Annotated in this window: 16 protein-coding genes; 5 read left to right on the top strand and 11 right to left on the bottom strand. The window is 68.9% G+C overall.

All coding sequences use genetic code 11. The annotated features are described in order from the left end of the window. Nucleotides 1-144: 144 nt before the first annotated feature. From ON19_RS00575 to ON19_RS00595, 5 genes are all read right to left on the bottom strand, one after another. Entirely contained in the window at nucleotides 145-693 is a 549-nt protein-coding gene (locus tag ON19_RS00575; RefSeq protein WP_043684699.1) for a ferritin, read from the bottom strand. Nucleotides 694-764: 71 nt separating this feature from the next. Then, on the bottom strand, nucleotides 765-1,316 hold the full coding sequence (locus ON19_RS00580) for a ferritin (RefSeq protein ID WP_043684702.1): 552 nt from the start codon (nucleotides 1,314-1,316) through the stop codon (nucleotides 765-767). A 10-nt stretch (nucleotides 1,317-1,326) separates the two neighbouring features. Continuing rightward, on the bottom strand, nucleotides 1,327-2,697 hold the full coding sequence (locus ON19_RS00585) for an LCP family protein (protein WP_083899064.1): 1,371 nt from the start codon (nucleotides 2,695-2,697) through the stop codon (nucleotides 1,327-1,329). Nucleotides 2,698-2,823: 126 nt separating this feature from the next. Beyond that, nucleotides 2,824-3,618: a CPBP family intramembrane glutamic endopeptidase gene (locus ON19_RS00590; RefSeq protein ID WP_043684711.1), complete on the bottom strand. Its 795-nt coding sequence runs from the start codon at nucleotides 3,616-3,618 to the stop codon at nucleotides 2,824-2,826. A 525-nt stretch (nucleotides 3,619-4,143) separates the two neighbouring features. Further along, nucleotides 4,144-4,911, bottom strand: coding sequence for a DUF2470 domain-containing protein (locus tag ON19_RS00595; RefSeq protein ID WP_043684714.1), 768 nt, complete (start codon nucleotides 4,909-4,911; stop codon nucleotides 4,144-4,146). A 151-nt stretch (nucleotides 4,912-5,062) separates the two neighbouring features. On the opposite strand from ON19_RS00595, the gene ON19_RS00600 reads away from it, so the two are divergent. The 3 genes from ON19_RS00600 to ON19_RS00610 all read left to right on the top strand — a co-directional run bounded on the left by ON19_RS00600 (nucleotide 5,063) and on the right by ON19_RS00610 (nucleotide 7,151). Then, nucleotides 5,063-5,476 carry a hypothetical protein gene (locus tag ON19_RS00600; RefSeq protein WP_227954538.1) on the top strand — a complete coding sequence of 138 codons (414 nt, stop codon included), beginning with the start codon at nucleotides 5,063-5,065 and terminating at the stop codon, nucleotides 5,474-5,476. A gap of 95 nt (nucleotides 5,477-5,571) precedes the next feature. Then, nucleotides 5,572-6,486 carry a prephenate dehydratase gene (gene pheA, locus ON19_RS00605; RefSeq protein WP_043684722.1) on the top strand — a complete coding sequence of 305 codons (915 nt, stop codon included), beginning with the start codon at nucleotides 5,572-5,574 and terminating at the stop codon, nucleotides 6,484-6,486. Beyond that, complete coding sequence (locus tag ON19_RS00610; RefSeq protein WP_043684725.1) at nucleotides 6,483-7,151, top strand: histidine phosphatase family protein; 669 nt, start codon at nucleotides 6,483-6,485, stop codon at nucleotides 7,149-7,151. The genes pheA and ON19_RS00610 overlap by 4 nt, the downstream gene beginning before the upstream one ends. A 19-nt stretch (nucleotides 7,152-7,170) precedes the next feature. Here the strand turns inward: ON19_RS00610 and ON19_RS00615 are convergent, their stop codons facing one another. From ON19_RS00615 to ON19_RS00640, 6 genes are all read right to left on the bottom strand, one after another. Continuing rightward, nucleotides 7,171-7,998, bottom strand: a complete 828-nt coding sequence (locus ON19_RS00615; RefSeq protein ID WP_043684728.1) for an ESX secretion-associated protein EspG — start codon at nucleotides 7,996-7,998, stop codon at nucleotides 7,171-7,173. Continuing rightward, the gene (locus ON19_RS00620) at nucleotides 7,995-9,164 is read right to left on the bottom strand and encodes a PPE domain-containing protein (RefSeq protein WP_043684731.1); all 1,170 of its coding nucleotides are present in this window, start codon (nucleotides 9,162-9,164) and stop codon (nucleotides 7,995-7,997) included. The genes ON19_RS00615 and ON19_RS00620 overlap by 4 nt, the downstream gene beginning before the upstream one ends. Before the next feature lie 45 nt (nucleotides 9,165-9,209). Next, complete coding sequence (locus ON19_RS00625; protein ID WP_043684734.1) at nucleotides 9,210-9,521, bottom strand: PE domain-containing protein; 312 nt, start codon at nucleotides 9,519-9,521, stop codon at nucleotides 9,210-9,212. 164 nt (nucleotides 9,522-9,685) lie between these two features. After that, nucleotides 9,686-10,036 (bottom strand): metallopeptidase family protein, encoded by a 351-nt coding sequence (locus ON19_RS00630; protein ID WP_043684737.1) that lies wholly within the window; start codon nucleotides 10,034-10,036, stop codon nucleotides 9,686-9,688. A 10-nt stretch (nucleotides 10,037-10,046) separates the two neighbouring features. After that, on the bottom strand, nucleotides 10,047-11,186 hold the full coding sequence (locus ON19_RS00635) for a septum formation family protein (protein WP_043684740.1): 1,140 nt from the start codon (nucleotides 11,184-11,186) through the stop codon (nucleotides 10,047-10,049). A 76-nt stretch (nucleotides 11,187-11,262) separates the two neighbouring features. Then, nucleotides 11,263-12,963: an aldehyde dehydrogenase family protein gene (locus ON19_RS00640; RefSeq protein ID WP_051168391.1), complete on the bottom strand. Its 1,701-nt coding sequence runs from the start codon at nucleotides 12,961-12,963 to the stop codon at nucleotides 11,263-11,265. A 92-nt stretch (nucleotides 12,964-13,055) separates the two neighbouring features. On the opposite strand from ON19_RS00640, the gene serS reads away from it, so the two are divergent. Together serS and ON19_RS00650 are read left to right on the top strand one after the other, a co-directional pair. After that, the gene (gene serS, locus ON19_RS00645) at nucleotides 13,056-14,318 is read left to right on the top strand and encodes a serine--tRNA ligase (RefSeq protein ID WP_043684743.1); all 1,263 of its coding nucleotides are present in this window, start codon (nucleotides 13,056-13,058) and stop codon (nucleotides 14,316-14,318) included. Between the two features lie 175 nt (nucleotides 14,319-14,493). Continuing rightward, on the top strand, nucleotides 14,494-16,281 hold the full coding sequence (locus tag ON19_RS00650) for a putative bifunctional diguanylate cyclase/phosphodiesterase (RefSeq protein WP_227954539.1): 1,788 nt from the start codon (nucleotides 14,494-14,496) through the stop codon (nucleotides 16,279-16,281). The last annotated feature ends 114 nt before the right edge of the window (nucleotides 16,282-16,395 follow it).

Genomic DNA, 16,395 nt, shown 5'->3' on the forward strand with positions numbered 1-16,395 from the left:
AGGTTAGGAAAATCTCACCGAACCGGCGTCTATGCCGAATTCGGGCAGGTGTTCGGGGACAACTCGGCGGGTAAGAACCAAGAACGGCGACAGGCCCGGTTCCTCTTGCGGAACCGGGCCTGCTCATCTTTTCCGGCAAGCGTCTCAGACGGAGCCGCCTGCCACGGAAGGCGCGCCGGAGGTGTCGCTCGGGCCGCTCATTTCCCGGGCCACGAATTCCTCCAGGTCGAACAGGTTCGACCCGGCGCGATCGGCGATGGTGAGCAGGGTGGTCATGTTCGCGACTTCCTCGACCTGTTCCTTCAGGAACCACTGCATGAACTGTTCGCCGAGGTAGTCGCCCTCTTCTCGGGCCGTGCTCGCCAGTTGGATGATCTGCTCGGTGACCGTCTTCTCCTGGGCGAGCGCCAGCGCGATCGGCTCCCTGGCATGCTCGAACCGCGATTTCGCGGCATCGATGCCGGAGATCTCGATGCTGATATCCCGGTCCAGGAAGTACTGCACGATCATCATCGCGTGATTGCGTTCTTCGACCGCCTGCTTGTAGAAGCGCTTGGCCAGTTGCGGCAGGTCGGCATTGTCGAACCAGACCGCAATCGCGATGTACTGATGCTCGGCATTGAATTCATGCCGGATCTGATCGTGCAACAGGCTGTGAAATTTGCTGCGGGGGGATTCCGGATGGCTTGACATAGCATCGACATTAGCGCTGGTCAGGTTGCGTGTCATCCAAGTACAGCCTTATTGAGGCTAGTGTTGCCTAATTAATTCTTCGCTGCGCCTGCCATTTTCGGTGCCGGGATATCGGTACGCGACCGGCCCCGCAGTTCGCGGGCGACGAACTCCTCGACGTCGAACAACTGGCCTTCGGCGCGGTCGATCACCGACAGCAACGTCGTCATCCCGGCGACGTTCTTCACCTGTTCCTCGAGGAACCACCGGACGAATCGTTCGCCCAGATAGTCACCGGAGCTGCGGGCCGCGCGGGCCAGACCACTGATCTGGGCGCTGCGGATCTGCTCGATCTCGAGCAGTTGAGCCGTTGCCGCACGCGGGCTTTCGAACGTCGAGTCGATCGGCTCCAGCCCGCCGATCTGCACCGGGAGATCCCGGTCCAGCAGATACTGCACCATGCGCAGCGCATTGCCGTAATGCTCGCGCGAGCGGCCGTAGGCGTGCCCGGCCAACTGCGGCAGTCTGCGGGCGTCGAAGTACACGGCGGCGGCGAGATACTGCTGGGCAGTGGTGAATCCATGGCGGATCTGCGTGCGCAGCAAGTCGGGGAAGGACTCGTCGGCATCGTCGGTGTCCGGCATGGCATCGACGCTACCGTGTCAGCAGGTCCTCCGGGATGGCGCGGTCGTCGGCCAGCGCGTCGAAGAACCGGCTCGCCTTGTCCTTGTCCCACAGCAGGACATTGCCGCTGTCGGTGTCGTCGAATCCGCCGACCGGTACTGCCGTGGCGATGGTTTCGCCCCGCAGTGCCCAGCCCAACCTACCGAGGTCCCAGATGTGGTCGCCGTTGTCGACCTTCAGCGACTCGGCGGTGTCGGAGGCCAGCGGCCAGAGCTTGAACGGGTTGGCCAGGGTGGCGCCGCTGGTCGCCTTCTTCAGCAGGGCGGCCATGAAGATCCGCTGGTTGTTCATCCGGTCCAGGTCGGCGAGTGAGGTCGCGCGGCTGCGGACGAAGCCCAGCGCCTGCGGTCCGTTCAGGCGCTGGCAGCCTGCGGGCAGGTCGATGCCCGCGAGCGGGTCGTCGATCGGCTTCGGCACGCAGACATCGATGCCGCCGAGCGTGTCCACCACGCTGGCGAAGCCACCGAAACCGATCTGCGCGTAGTGGTCGATGCGCAGGCCGGTGGCGATCTCCACGGTCTGCACCAGCAGTGCGGGCCCGCCGATGGCGAACGCGGCGTTCAGCTTGTCCTTGCCCTGGCCCGGAATGCTGACGTACGAGTCGCGCGGCAGGCTGACCAGGGTGGTCTTGCCCGACTCCGGCACGTGCACGAGCATGATCGTGTCGGTGCGCTCGGGGCCGACCTCGCCGCCGGTGGCGAGTTCCTGCTCCTGCTCGGGGGTCAGGCCACTGCGGCCGTCGGAGCCGACCAGCAGCCAGTTCGTGCCGGGGGTGTCGCCGACCCGCTTGGCGTAGTTCGCCAGCGCGGGGATGCGGTTGAGCGAGTTGTCCAGCTGGATGACGGCCCCGACGGCGGCGAGCACCAGAACCAGCAGGAGCACCAGGAACCAGCGGAAGGGGTGGCGCTTGCGGCGCGGTCGCGGCGCCCGGGGCGGGCGTTCGCCACGCGGCGGCACCGGAGGGGGACCTTGGCGAGAGCGGCGCGGCTGGTGCGGCGGCGCTTGGGGCGGCCCCTCGTTGTACGGGACCGGTCGTTGCGTGGGCGCGTGCGCCGGGCCTTCGTGATGTGGGACGGGGCGCTGGGTGGGGGCGTGCCTGCGAGGCGCGGGCGGAGGCGGCGGTGTGCGCCGTGCGTGTTCCGGCGGGATCTGCGAATACGCCAACGGCTGGGCGTGCGGGTCGGCCGTTCCACCGCGGCGCATCACCTGGGTGGGCTCTATCGGCGGCGGGGCGCCCGGTCCAGGAGGGGGCATGCGCCGGCCCATCGGAGGTTCGCCGGACCTGCCGGGCGGCGGCATCCGGCGCGGACGCGCGTTGCGCTGGGGGTCGTCGCCGTTCATCACTGAAACTCTACTTATCAGGCGAGTGTGAGGTGCCGCATGCGGACACCGCGCACGCGGAAGCGGCGCTGCTTCGTAATTCGCCAGGGGCGCCGCGCTGTTAGCGCTGCGAGGAGCACAGTTGCGTCACGGAAGCCATGAAACATGGCCGCGCAGAACGGTGTAGCCGATGTACGCGACCGCGTCGATGGTCGCGTGGGCGAGAACCAGCGGCCAGAGCCGGTTGGTGCGCTGCCAGTAGCGGCCGAATATGACGCCCATCACAAAATTTCCGAGCCCGCCGCCCAATCCCTGGTACAAGTGATAGCTACCACGCAGCAGCGCGGAGGTGAGCAATGCCGAGTTCGCCGACCAACCGAGCCTGCGTAACCGGGTGAGCAGGAACGCCACCACGATGACCTCTTCGGCCACCGCGTTCGCGCAGGCCGACAGGATGAGCGCGGGCAGCCGCCACCAATAATCGCCCAGCGAGGCGGGCACGATCGTCACGCTGAAGCCCAACGCGTGTGCGGCGAGATACAGCCCCAGCCCCGGCAGCCCGATGATCGCCGCCAGCGCCAGGCCCGGCAGCACGTCCGCGCGCCACCGGACCCGGTTCGCCAGCCCGATCAGGCGTGGCCCGATGCCGCCGCGCCACAGCAGATACAGCCCCAGCGCCGCCCATCCGACCAGTCGCAGCACGCTGAGCAGCTGAAACAGCAGGTCGATGGTGGATTGCGTGGATCGCGACGGGTTCAGCGCGACGGTTCGGCCACCGATCCCGCCCGGGGCGAGCGCACTTTCCACCAGCGAGAGCGCGGCGCTGAGCCCGCTGAGCCCGAACGTGACGAGCAGCACCACGGTGATCTCGAGTTTGATCGCCAGCCGCTCCTGATCGGTCGGCTCGGCCTCGTCCCACTGGGCACCGGACTCCGCACGCATGGGTCGAATCTATTGCGCTCGCTCGGCCCGGCACGCGGGGCATCGGCGTCGGACCCGCTGACGGGCCGCAACCGGCGTCGATACCGCCCACCTAAGCGGGGCGCCGTGCTCCCCGCAGCTGCCTGCCGGGACCTCGGCGACGGATGTGGTGGGCACCGCGATCACGGCGTCGCCGCACTGCCACACGTGGTGCACGGACGCGGGCGTCGGATCGGTGCCGGGTATTAACCGACACTGCGTGCTCCGCGTGGCCGCGCGCACTGCGTACTAACTCGGCGTCGATGTCGCCCATCTTCGGCGCGGCGCCACGCTTCGCGTCGTGGTCGCTCAACGCGGGCGCGCACCCGGTCGGAGCTTGCGCGTTTTCACCCGGTGCGGCGCAGGTCACCGCGCGAGCGGGCTGCGGAACCACGGAAATCGGCGAAAGACTGTGCGCACCAGAGTTTGTCAGCGTGCGGTTGCTCGCGGGCGGCCAGTCGACAAACGACGGCAGTGGGTGGGAACTGATCGCGTCGCTGGACCGGATCAGATGCGGCGCAGGCCGTTGAGGAACGGGCAGCCCGCCAACATGCGCACCGCCCGGCTGAGCGCCTCGATGTCATCGGCCGGCGCGCTGAACGGCAGGCGGAAGTCGTGGTCGCCGTCGTGTCCCTCCACCCGCAGGGTGAGTCCGTAGCGGTCGATGGCCAGCGGGTGCACGATGCCGCGTTGCAGGCGCGGCGGCAGGTGCCTGGCCAGCTGGGCGACGACGTCGGCGTGGTCGGCCTGCATGTGCTGCAGCCACGCGGATTCCATGGCGCAGAACGGATCCGGCTGAGCCAGCCGCAGCTCCTCGCTGCTCACCGACTCGGCGCCGGTCGAGTCGGCCACCACCGCGGAGTTGATCACCAGCCGCAGCAGGGTGGCGCCGAAGCCGATGTCGAGCAGCCCGGGATGGGGGTTCTCCTTGGCCACCTCGGTGGCCAGCGCGCGCTGCGCCTGCGTGGGCACCGCGCGCACCCAGCCGCGCAGCCAGACCAGTGCGCGCACCGGCTCGCGCAGCGGCAGCGGGGCGTGGTCGGTGAGCTCGAGCACCGCGGGCGCGCCGTGCTCCCCGGAGTTGCCCGCCAGTACCGCGGCGACCGACGCGGTGGGTACCGCGATCACGGCGTCGCCGCACTGCCGTACGTGGTGCACGGACGCGGGCGCCGGATCGATACCCGGCATGGCCAGCACCGCTTCCTCCGCGTGGGCGCACGCGCTGCGCACCCGCTCGGCGGTGGACGGTGCGACGGTCAGGGACGGACGCGGCATACAAACCTCCGTGGAGCGGGCGGTGCTTCAGCGTGCTGATTTAGGTTACCCTAAGCTAAGTGACGAAGTCTTGTTCCGCAAGCGTTTCGATCGAGTCGAGCGAAGGGAACTGACTGGATTCCGGACCGATCGGGCTTGTTACGGTGAGGGCGTGGCGGAAGGGATGGAATCCGGGCAACCGGTGCTGGTGACGTTGTCCGCGCCCCCGCGGCGCGGCTTGGCCGACGGCTTGGTCCGCAACATCGGCGCAAGCCCTGCCGCGCCGATCTTGGAGTTGAACGCTCCCGATGCCGAGATCGCCGACTTCCTCGCCCACGTGGCCCACACCGATACCGGTTTCGTCGCGCGCACCTCCTCCGCGGAGCGTGCGGTGGCGATCGTCGCGGCCACGGCGGCCGCCCTGTGCGGCGACGACATCGGCGCCGCCTTGCGCAACCCCGATATCGACTTCCTGACCTCCCTGAAGCCCCCGGCCGTCGAGGCGGTGCGATCCGTTCTGCTTGCCGTGGAAACCGAGGCCGCCGACCGGGTGAACGACGCGTTGCGGGTGCTCAACGGAGGTTGAACGGTGCTCGTGCGGCCGTGGAACAGCGGCCGTGCGGTGGCCGGGCACTTGCAATCGGTGGGGAGCCGGGCGAGCGCGCAAGTAATCTCGTAAACGTGCCGCGAATCGCGTACTTCGGGCCGTCCGGAACCTTCACCGAGATGGCCCTCGCTCAACTCGAATCCTCGGGGACCTTCGAAGGACCCGTGGAACGGATTGCCGCGCCCAGCCAAGGGGCCGCGCTCGACCTGATCCGCTCCGGCGACGTGGACGGCGCGGTGGTGCCGATCGAGAGCTCTGTCGAGGGGTCGATCTCGGCGACGCTGGACTCGCTGGCAATCGGCCCGCGTCTACAGATCGTCGCCGAGACCGAACTCGAGGTGAGCTTCACGATCCTCGGCAAGCCGGGCGCCGCGCTGTCGGACGTGCGCACCCTCGCCGCGTATCCCGTCGCCGCCGCGCAGGTACGGACGTGGGTGGCGCGGCACCTCCCGCAGGCGCAGTCCTACACTTCGGCGTCCAACGCCGCGGCCGCCGAAGACGTGGTGGCGGGCCATGCCGACGCCGCCGTGTCGACCGCCCTGGCGGGAGAACGGCTCGGATTGATCGCACTCGCATCCGGTGTCGCCGACCACGAGCAGGCGATCACGCGTTTCGTGCTGTGCACCCGTCCCACGGTGGCGCCGCCCCCCACCGGAACCGACCGCACCTCGATCGTGCTGGAGTTGCCGAACGTACCGGGCTCACTGATGCGCGCCTTCGCCGAATTCGCGACGCGCGGTATCGATCTCACCAGGATCGAGTCGCGTCCCACCCGAACCGGCATGGGCACCTACCGTTTCTATCTCGACTGTGTCGGGCACATCGATGACACGGCGGTGGCCGAGGCGCTCAAGGCACTGCACCGCACCGCCCGGATCCGCTTTCTCGGATCCTGGCCAGCGACTTCGGCGACCGGCGCGCCGCCACCGTCGGACGAAGCCGCGGCGGAGTGGTTGATCCAGTTGAGAAAGGGGATGGCGGACCTATGACCGGAAGGTTGATCCTGGTCCGGCACGGCGAGACCGAAGGCAACGTCGCCAAGCTGCTGGACACCAGGATCCCAGGTTTACCCCTGACCGAACGCGGTGCGGCACAGGCGAAGACGTTCGGTGAGGGCCTGCTCCGTCCGCCGAAGGTGCTGTTCTCCTCGGCGGCGCTGCGCGCGCGGCAGACCGCGAGCTACATCGAGGCGGCGACCGGTGTGGCCGCCATGGTGCTCGACGGATTACACGAGGTACAAGCCGGTGCCCTGGAGGGGCAGCACGGCGAGGAGGCCCACCGGACCTTCCAGCAGATCTACCGTGCCTGGCACGAAGGGGATCTCACGCTACGGGTGCCCGGTGGAGAATCCGCCCAGGACGTCCTGGACCGGTTTCTGCCCGTGATCGCGGAATTGCGGAACACGTACCTGACGCCCGACGACGAGGGCCATGGCGACGTGATGGTGGTCAGTCACGGCGCCGCCATGCGGCTCGTGGGCCGCACTCTCGCGGATGTACGTCCGCCGTTCACCACGAACAACCACTTGGACAACACCGAGACCATCGAGTTGGTCCCGGTGCCGGACGGCGGTTGGGAGTGCATTCGCTGGGGCCGGTTCACGCCGCCGTTCGGATACGACGTCGCGCCGACCTCCGACGACCCGATGGGCTAGCGTCGCCTGCTCGGTGCGGTCAGGAGAGCTTCGGATTCCGGGGGAAATCTTCGCGTTCCGGCAGGGAGCTGATCAGGTCCTGCACCGCCGTGCGCAGGCGTGCGGGCGTGCCGCTGCTGAGTGACGTCCACTTCACGCCGTCGTCGGACTTGCTCGCCGTCGCGATGAATCGCCCTGCGCGCGTGTTGAAGACGGCTATGTGATTGTCCGCCACGTCTCTGCTGCCGTCGCCGTACACCACGCCGACGATCTCGGCGTACGAGTGGATCTCGACCAGTGCCGCGGCCAAGGTCTTCGCATCCTGACTGGGGTTGCCCACCTTCGTCAGCCGCTCCGCGGTGGCCGCGGCATCGCCGGTGTCGCCGAAGATCGTGGCCAGCTCTTCGGTCGGGGCGTTCATGCCGTACAGCTCGAGCGGCTCGGCGTAGCCGAGTGCTGCGAGAACAGTGCCGGGCAGGTCGGTTCCCGCCTCATCGAGGACATAGGAGTCCTGCCCCCGCAGGGCGACGACCGGAAGGTCGACGCCCTGCGCCAGACAAAAGCGGCTCACCCACCCGTCGACGACCAACCGCAGCGCGATGATCCAGTGGGGCCGGTTCAGCGCGCACAGCCGATTCTCCAGATCGCGATGCACGACACCGTCGATGAGGAGGTTGCGTTGGGCGAGCGACTCGACGGCCGCGTCCATCGCCGCCTTGTGGTCGGTCAGGTTGTCGTAGCGTGCCCGGGCGTTCAGGACGACGGGGACTTCGATCTGCAGTTTCTCCACGAGAAACTGCATCTCATCGAGCGACAACACGACCGCCTCGAGCGTCGACGGGTCGCGGCCCGCACCGAGTACGGTCACCTAGCCGTCCCGCTGGTGTCACCACCGATGACGCCGTCGGCGGTGAACCGGCCGTCGTTGAAGTGCTCGGTCGACCGCAGGTAATCCCGGCCGTTGTGCTCGGACTCGTCGTCCTCGTCGCTACGAGCCTGATTACCGAGCAGGGGGTTGCCGCTGCCGCTGTTCGCCGACCGGACCGGTGCCGCCTCGGGAGCCTTCACCGCGACGGTCTCCTGCACCTGAGCGGCGCCGCCACCGATCGTGCCGCTCGAGCCCCAGCCTTCCGGAAGCTTGAGCGTGCCGTTGCTGATGCCCGCGGACCCGAGGCCGGAGAACGACACCGCGCGAGTCGAGGCGCCGGCCGCGGTGGCCGCCGCGCCGACGCCCACGGCCATCGGAGCCATACCGGAGAAGGCGGGCGCGGAGGTGCTGGTGGCCGCCGCGATCGCGCTGCCTGCCACATTTCCGACGGTGGAGACGCCCGTGGTCGCGATCGAGCCGACGGCCTGAGCGGCCTGGGTGGCCGCGCTCGCCACACCGGGGTTGCTCAAGAACGCCTGGGTGGCGGCGACGGCAGCCTGGATCGGATCGGCCGGGACCTCGCTCGCCGATTCCGCCGCCTGCTCGGGGGTAGCCGTGCCCGCGCCCTTGGCGATCGGGGGCGGCTGCACGAACTCGGCCGGGGTCGCGACCATGGCGCTGGTCGCGGCCTCGTAGGTCTCCATCACCAGCGCGGCACGGATGTCCATGGCGTGCCTGGCGACTTCCGCGACCTCGAACGCGCCGCTCAACACGCCCGGCGGGTTCGCCGACGCGGCCAAGGCGGTGTTGACGGCCGCGATCTCGGGCGGGCTCGGCATCGCCAGCGCGGCGACGGTGTACGCGGTGGCATTGGCCGCGGCCTTCGCCCCCATCGCGGCCGCTTGCACGCCCTGCTGCTCGGACCAGCCGAGGAAGCCCGTGAGCTTGCCCAGCGCCGCGATACCGTTGATGCCCTGCATTCCGACGCCGAGTTCGGCCATCACTCGGGCGACGGTCGTGGTCGCGTCGATCCAGGCGGCGGTGAGCCCGCCCCATGCGGTGGCGGCGGCCGAGATCGGGATCGCGTGCGCGCCCGCGTGAAGGGTGGCCGAATTGATCTCCGATGGGCGCGCAGCCCAGATCACCCCGGTGACTCCTGCAACCATGTTCGACTTCTCCCCTGCTTGAAACGTTGTTTTCTGGTCTCGGAACTACACCTGGATGGCGCTGATGCTCGCGGCGCGCACCACATCACCTGCGACGTGCTGGGCCAGCTGCGTGCGCAGCGTCGCCGCCGCGTGGTGGCATTCCAGAATCGCCTGCGCGATCGCCCGGTCGTGCGACATCGCGCCCTGGTTGAAATGGCTCGCGCCGAGGAACGAGACTTCTTCGGCGCCGGAGGGCAGCACGTGCGTCGCGGGCGCGGTGATCGCCGCGGCGGCGGCCAGGCGTTCGGCGACGAGGTCGAGTTCGGCCGCGGCGGCGAGAATGGCTTCGGGTGCGATCAGTACATGTCCAACCATGACTCGACTCCTTCTAGTGGCTGTGGGGCGGAACCACGAGAATTCCCCCTTCGAGTGATAGGACGCGACAGCAACGCGATCGGTTCCATCGAATCCCCAGTTTTTCGATCTCCGTGCCGATTACACACCCACCGCTTGGGGTACGCAATACAGCTCGGTCCAGACTATCCCCATCCCAGCTGATGCAGGCGGTCTTCGTCAATGCCGAAATAGTGTGCGATCTCATGGATCACGGTGATCGCCACCTCTTCCACCACTTCCGCCTCGTCGGAACAGAGTTCGAGTATGACTTCGCGGTAGATGGTCACCGTGTCCGGAAGCGCTCCGCCGTACTGACTGTCGCGTTCGGTGAGAGCGATGCCGTGATACAGGCCCAGCAGATGTGGATCTTCCGGATTGCGCGGCTCGATCAGCACCACCACGTTGTCGATCGCGCGGGTCAGCTCGGGCGGAATGAGATCCAGTGCGTCGCCGACCAATTCCTCGAACCGGTCGTCGGACATCGAGACGGGCATCGGCGCTCGGCTACCTCGGCTGGGGCTGCGGCGGCAGCGGCGCGGCGCCGGGCAGCGGTGCGGGCGTGGAACGTCCGCTGTTCGGCGGCGGCACCGGAGCCTGGCCGTTGATCAGGATGTCGCCCTTGGCCGACCCGGTGATCGGCGCGAAGCCCTCCCGATCGGCGCCCTTGCCGATCATGCAGTCCAGCTTGCGGCTGCCCGCCATCCAACTGCGGGCGTCGATGTAGTCGAAGAACAGCGTGAGCGTCTTGTTGCGGATGACGTCCGGCGCGCCCAGGTACTCGGTCGAGGTGCGGGAGCACTCCTCCTCCACGAACTTGTCCTGCTCCTCTTTCGCGGGCGGGCCGCCGGTGAAGTGAGTGGCGAGGTCGACGGTGGCGACGATCTCCACGGCGTGCGGCTGGGCGCAGTCCACCGGATCGGTGGGCAGGTTCTGGTTGATGCCGAGGCACACGCCCGGCTCGTACACCCTGGACTGATCGTGCTCGGTGGCGCTGCCGACCGACGGCGGCGTGCCGACGCTGGCCGCGACCTGCAATCCGCAGCGCAGCGTGCGGTCTCCGTGCTGCCAGCCGTCCGGGCTCGGGTACATCAGCCCGACGATGTACTTGCCGCGCGGGTCGAAGCGGCCCGACATGTACTTCTGCACGGCTGGCACGCAGTGCTCTTCCTTCAGTTCGGTGAGCCGCAGCGAGTCCGGGAACCGCGAGCCGGGGCCGAACTCCTTACCCGGATACCTGCTCATGTCGATGTCGGCCGCGACCTCGAACATGTGCTTGCTCGCGCAGTTGACCTTGACCAGGTCGGACCGGTCGGGCTTGGTCCAGCTCAGGCAGTCGCCCTTGGCCGCCGTGCCGAACTCCTTGTCCAGCACGGGCTGTGCCGGCGAGCCGGGATTGTGGGCCTCGAGGCCCGTCTCGTTGTCGAAGCCGGTCACGAACAACGTCACCAGGGCCGCGACCACGGCGCCGACGGCTACCGCGAGCAGGCCCCAGCGCAATGTGCGCGCCGACAGACGCACGTCGCGCAGTTCGCTCTCGGCGAGCGCCGCCTTGGCCGAGTCGAACGAGCGGCGCACCGCGTCGGCGCGCGACGACGCGCCGCGCTTGGGCGCCTTCGGGGACCGGGACACATGTTCGGAGGACATCGCGGTCCATCATGGCAGCGTCGGTGCCGTGGTGCCACGACCTGCCCCGATCGGCGCGGCACGAGCCGCGGGTGGTTCAGCCGCGCAGGGCCGACAGGAAGACCCCGGGCAGCCGGGCCGGGTTGGCTCCGGAATAGAACTCGGTGAGCCTGCGCCCGGTGACGGCGGCCGTTTCGTTGCCGACGAACCACGGTGGCTTCGGGGAAAGGGCGAGTTCGCGGCCCAGCAGCGAGCGGGGCGCGGGACGGAACGGGCCGCGCACCACCGTGCGTTCCACGTCGTCGAGCAGCAGGGCGTTGTGCACCACGCCGATCCCGCTCTGCACGTCGTCCAGGGTGTGCCCGGGGAAGGCGCCCCAGCCGGCCCGCGGCGCGAGGAAGGCGAGGCCGGTCCAGGTGTTCACCGCGATCGCGCCGTAGCGCAGCCGCTCGATCGCGCGGTCGAAGGCGATGCCGAGCCTGCGGATGGTCGTCGGATGGGCGATGACGTTCGCGCCGAGCGTCCCGGTCAGCTCCGCGTTCGCGAAGTCCACCGCACGCTGCAGGAACTCGCCGCCCGCGTAGGGCAGCTCGACCACGCCGAGCACGGGGGAGAAGTACTCCGTGCGCAGCAGCGGTGTGCCGGTTCGCGGCAACCCGTCGACCAGCACCCGCCCCGCGCCGAGCCGCTCGGCTTCCGGATACGAGGCCAGCGCATCGGCGACGCGCGTGTCGCTGCCGGGGTAGTACGCGGTGCGCTGTGGCGCCCGCTCCATGGCCAGGCGCAGCTCCGCCAGGAACTCGTCCTTGCGGTCCCACTCGGAGGCGATCACCACCGCCTGCGCCGCCACACAGTTGTAGCCGCCGTTGTGCAGCCGCTGGGTCGCCACATGTTCGGCCTGGTAGCGCAGGTCGGCGGCGGACCAGTCGCCCGGCACGACGATGGTCGGCGAGACGCCGCCCAGCTCACTGGTGATCGGCTTGTCCAGCAGCGGCCGGTTGTCCTTCTTGCGCTCCAGGCCCTCCGCGCCGGGACCCCATACGATCGCGTCGTGGGTCTGCGCGCTGCCGGTCATGTGCACGTGGGCGACATCGGGGTGGCGCACCAAATAGCCGCCCTGCTGCGCGCCGCCGGTGAGGATGCGCAGCACGCCGAGTTCCAGCAGCGGCTCGAACACCATCTCGAACACGGTGAACAGCGGGTCGGTGATCGGGTTGAGTTTCAGCGCGACCACCCGGTTGTGCGCGAACAGCTCGTAGAGCGCGTCCAGCGGTGGAATCGACGTGATGTTGCCCGCGCCGAGCACGGCGCCGATACCGCCGGTCGCGGTGGGATCCAGCTGGGCGAGTCCGGCTCGCCTGCGCGCGGTGTCGGCGTCGACGCCGGGCCGCAGCCACACCTCGCCGCGGAAACCGTTGAGCAGTAGCCGGTCGTAGACGCCGAACGGAAGAATCGGCACCGCGACCCGTCCGCCCGGCGCCTCCCGCAGCGTGATGCCGGTGAGTGGGCTGCGCCCCGTGTCCAGCGCCGCGAGGGTGGCCGACAGCGCCTCGGTGGCCTGCAGCATGGTGAGCGGGCCGGACATCCATTCCTCGCCGACCAGCGGGGAGTCCTCGGGGAGGTCCTTGACGACGCATGCGGCCCGCACCCAGTCCTCGGCGAAGCGGCCGGTTCTGGCGTGGATCCGGTCGAGCAGTTCGCGGCGGCGGCGCAGCGGGGTCGTGGCCCACACTTTCTCGCCCGCCGTCAGGTCGGCCAGCGCGTTGTCGATGGCTGTCTCGTCGAAAGCAGTGCCCACCAGCCCACTATGCGCGCGATCCGGGGCCGATGGACCGCATCCTGGGATATCGGCGTGAAACGGCAACACACCGACCACTAGGCTGGTGGCCCATGATCGACCTCCGATTCCTGCGGGACGACCCCGACGCGGTCCGCGCCTCGCAGCGCGCCCGCGGCGAAGACCCCGCCCTCGTCGACGCGCTGCTCGAGGCCGACGCGGCGCGCCGTGCCGCGGTGGCCACCGCGGACAACCTGCGCGCCGAGCACAAGGCGATGGGCAAGCTGATCGGAAAGGCGAGCAAGGAGGAGCGCTCCGCGCTGCTTTCGCAGGCGTCGGAGATGTCGGTCAAGGTCAAGGAGGCCGAGGCCGCGCAGCACGCCGCCGACGCGGATCTGGACGCCGCGCACCGCGCCATCTCGAACGTGGTGCAGGAGGGCGCGCCCGCGGGCGGCGAGGACGATTACGTCGTGCTGCAGACCATCGGCACGCCAAGGGAATTCGACTTCGAGCCGAAGGACCATCTGGAACTCGGCGAGTCGCTCGGCCTGATCGACATGGAGCGCGGGGCGAAGGTTTCCGGCGCCCGCTTCTATTTCCTGACCGGTTACGGCGCGCTGCTGCAGCTTGGTCTGCTGCAACTGGCCGCGCAGAAGGCCGTGGCCAACGGCTTCACCATGATGATCCCGCCGGTGCTGGTGCGCCCCGAGGTCATGGCGGGCACGGGATTCCTCGGCCAGCACTCGGCCGAGGTCTACCACCTCGCCGACGAGGACCTCTACCTGGTCGGCACCTCGGAGGTGCCGCTGGCGGGCTACCACTCGGACGAGATCCTCGACCTCAGCGGCGGGCCCAAACGGTATGCGGGCTGGTCGTCGTGTTTCCGCAGGGAGGCGGGCAGCTACGGCAAGGACACCCGCGGCATCATCCGGGTGCACCAGTTCGACAAGGTGGAGATGTTCGTCTTCACCACCCCGGACCAGGCCGAGGCCGAGCACCAGCGCCTGCTCGGCTGGGAACAGGAGATGCTCGCGGCGGTCGAGGTGCCCTACCGGGTGATCGACGTCGCGGCGGGCGATCTCGGCAGCTCGGCGGCACGCAAATTCGATTGCGAGGCGTGGGTGCCCACCCAGCAGACCTATCGGGAGCTGACCTCGACCTCCAACTGCACCACGTACCAGGCCCGCAGGCTCTCGGTGCGCTATCGGGACGAGAACGGAAAGCCGCAGATCGCCGCCACGCTGAACGGCACACTGGCGACCACCCGCTGGATCGTGGCCATCCTGGAGAACCACCAGCAAGCCGACGGGTCGGTCCGCGTGCCGCCCGCGCTGGTTCCGTTCGTCGGTACCGACGTGCTCCGACCGTCTAACTGACTACGCGCGAATGACGTTCAGGTGAATAGCTACTGGTTCGCCATGCCGGATTCCCGGGATGTGGCAACCGGCGGGATTCCTTGTGTCTAGGCTATTCATCGTGCGAGGAATCGGGTCTCGCGGCGATACCCGAACCCGGGTGCGGGCCGCGTCTGCGCTGGCGACGGCTATGGTCATGGCTCGGACCACCGGGGCGTTCTACGTCATGGGCGGGGTGCTCGGTCTGCTGATCACCGCTGTCGCCCCTGGTGAGGAGGGTAATCGGCCGCTGGTAGGCGGGGCAGCAGCGATAGCGCTGGTGCTCGGTCTCACGCTGCTCGCGTGGGGGCCGCGGCTGCCGCATTCGATCCACCACGTGTACGTCGCGATCGCGACGGTGCTGGTGACGATCGCGGTGCACTCCTTCCCGAACACGGTGGGCGCGATCAGCCTCGCCGCGTTCTACGTGTTCATCGCGTGCGACGCCGCCCTGTTCTTCGCCTGGTCGCAGGCCGCCGCCCATATCGCGTTCGCCTTGGCGCTGTGCCTGTGGGTGCTGCCCGCGCGGCCGGTGACGCCCGGGCTGCCGTGGTGGTCGGGCCTGATCCCGGCCGGTGTGACGTTCGGCGTCGGCGTCGTCGTCGGGATCCTGACCAGGATGGCGTCCGAAGCCGACATCGACGTGCTCACCGGTCTGCTCAACCGCCGCGGCTTCGACCGCGCCTTGAACACCGCGATCCAGCAGGCCACCAGGTCCGGACACGGGCTCGCGCTGGTGCTGGTCGACCTGGACCGCTTCCAGAAGATCAACGACCATCTCGGGCACCGCGCCGGTGACGCGGTGCTGCAGCGGGTGGCCGACACCTGGTCGAAGCTGCTGGCCCCCGACCAGCGCCTGGCGCGCTACGGCGGCGACGCGTTCGCCTTGCTGCTGCCGAACACCACCGAGCAGGCCGCGATCCTGCTCACCGAGCAACTGCGCGCGGCGGTGACCACCGGCTGTTCGGCCGGCGTGACCTCCTGGCAGCCGGGCGAATCCGGATCGCTGCTGGTCAGCCGCGCCGACGTCGGCCTGTACCGGGCCAAGCAGGCCGGACGCAACCGGACGGTGCTGGAGTCCTCCCGGCAGCTGCCGCTGGCGGTGGAGCTGCGCGAGGCGATCGACCGCGGCGCGCTCGACGTGCACTACCAGCCGATCGTCAGCCTCACCGAAGGCGGCGGCAAGGCGGTCGGCGTGGAGGCGCTGCTGCGCTGGTCCTCCAGCGCACAGCCGGATGTCACCACCGAGGGCCTGATCCGCGTCGCCGAGGAGTACGACCTCATCGCCGATCTGGACGAGCTGGTGCTGCGCCGGGCCTGCGCGGACGCCGCGCGATTGCAGGACACCTTCGCGCAGCTGGATCTGACGCTGAACGTGAACGTCAGCGGGCTGGAGCTGGCCGAGGCCGGGTACGCCGACCGGGTGGCGGGCATCCTGGCCGCCACGGGGTGGCCCGCCGATCAGCTGGTGCTCGAGGTGACCGAGAGCGAGCTGGCCGCCGAATCGCAGACCGCGATCGAGAATCTGCACACACTCCGCGATCGCGGCGTGCGCATCGCCATCGATGACTTCGGCACCGGATACTCCTCGCTCAGCAGGCTGGCCACGCTGCCGAGCGACATTCTCAAGGTCGATCAGTCCTTCGTCGCCGCGATCCGCTCGGATTCGCCCGCGCCGCCGTTGCTCGGCGTGATCGCCGCCCTGTCCAATGCGCTGGACCTGCAAGTCATCGCCGAGGGCGTGGAGACCGAGTACCAAGCCGCGGTGCTCACCGAGCTCGGTTTCGCGCTCGCGCAGGGCTATCACTACAGTGACTCGCACCCGGTCTCCGAGCTCATCAGCGACCTCAACGAGAACCAAGGCCGGGTCGGCCCGGGTGTCACGGACCGGGAACTCGGCGACGGGGACTCCGTGGCGGCCAACGGCTGGGTGCCGCTGCCGTAATTCGCTTGACGCGTGTACCGGTCGTGAGCATGCTGATCGACATGCGTTTGATCATTTACGGCAGTTGATTCGCCGAAGCGCTGCGTGCCCGTAGGGCGGGTAGCGCGCATCCCA

It is taken from the genome of Nocardia abscessus NBRC 100374, assembly GCF_000308455.1.
Taxonomy (GTDB): Bacteria; Actinomycetota; Actinomycetes; order Mycobacteriales; family Mycobacteriaceae; genus Nocardia; species Nocardia abscessus.

Excerpts from the sequence above, each read along its gene's own strand:
- ON19_RS00575 (WP_043684699.1), bottom strand. The coding sequence starts at position 693 with ATGTCAAGCCATCCGGAATCCCCCCGCAGCAAATTTCACAGCCTGTTG.
- ON19_RS00580 (WP_043684702.1), bottom strand. The coding sequence starts at position 1,316 with ATGCCGGACACCGACGATGCCGACGAGTCCTTCCCCGACTTGCTGCGC.
- ON19_RS00585 (WP_083899064.1), bottom strand. The coding sequence starts at position 2,697 with ATGAACGGCGACGACCCCCAGCGCAACGCGCGTCCGCGCCGGATGCCG.
- ON19_RS00590 (WP_043684711.1), bottom strand. The coding sequence starts at position 3,618 with ATGCGTGCGGAGTCCGGTGCCCAGTGGGACGAGGCCGAGCCGACCGAT.
- ON19_RS00595 (WP_043684714.1), bottom strand. The coding sequence starts at position 4,911 with ATGCCGCGTCCGTCCCTGACCGTCGCACCGTCCACCGCCGAGCGGGTG.
- ON19_RS00610 (WP_043684725.1), top strand. The coding sequence starts at position 6,483 with ATGACCGGAAGGTTGATCCTGGTCCGGCACGGCGAGACCGAAGGCAAC.
- ON19_RS00620 (WP_043684731.1), bottom strand. The coding sequence starts at position 9,164 with ATGGTTGCAGGAGTCACCGGGGTGATCTGGGCTGCGCGCCCATCGGAG.
- ON19_RS00625 (WP_043684734.1), bottom strand. The coding sequence starts at position 9,521 with ATGGTTGGACATGTACTGATCGCACCCGAAGCCATTCTCGCCGCCGCG.
- ON19_RS00630 (WP_043684737.1), bottom strand. The coding sequence starts at position 10,036 with ATGCCCGTCTCGATGTCCGACGACCGGTTCGAGGAATTGGTCGGCGAC.
- ON19_RS00635 (WP_043684740.1), bottom strand. The coding sequence starts at position 11,186 with ATGTCCTCCGAACATGTGTCCCGGTCCCCGAAGGCGCCCAAGCGCGGC.
- serS (WP_043684743.1), top strand. The coding sequence starts at position 13,056 with ATGATCGACCTCCGATTCCTGCGGGACGACCCCGACGCGGTCCGCGCC.
- ON19_RS00650 (WP_227954539.1), top strand. The coding sequence starts at position 14,494 with ATGGCTCGGACCACCGGGGCGTTCTACGTCATGGGCGGGGTGCTCGGT.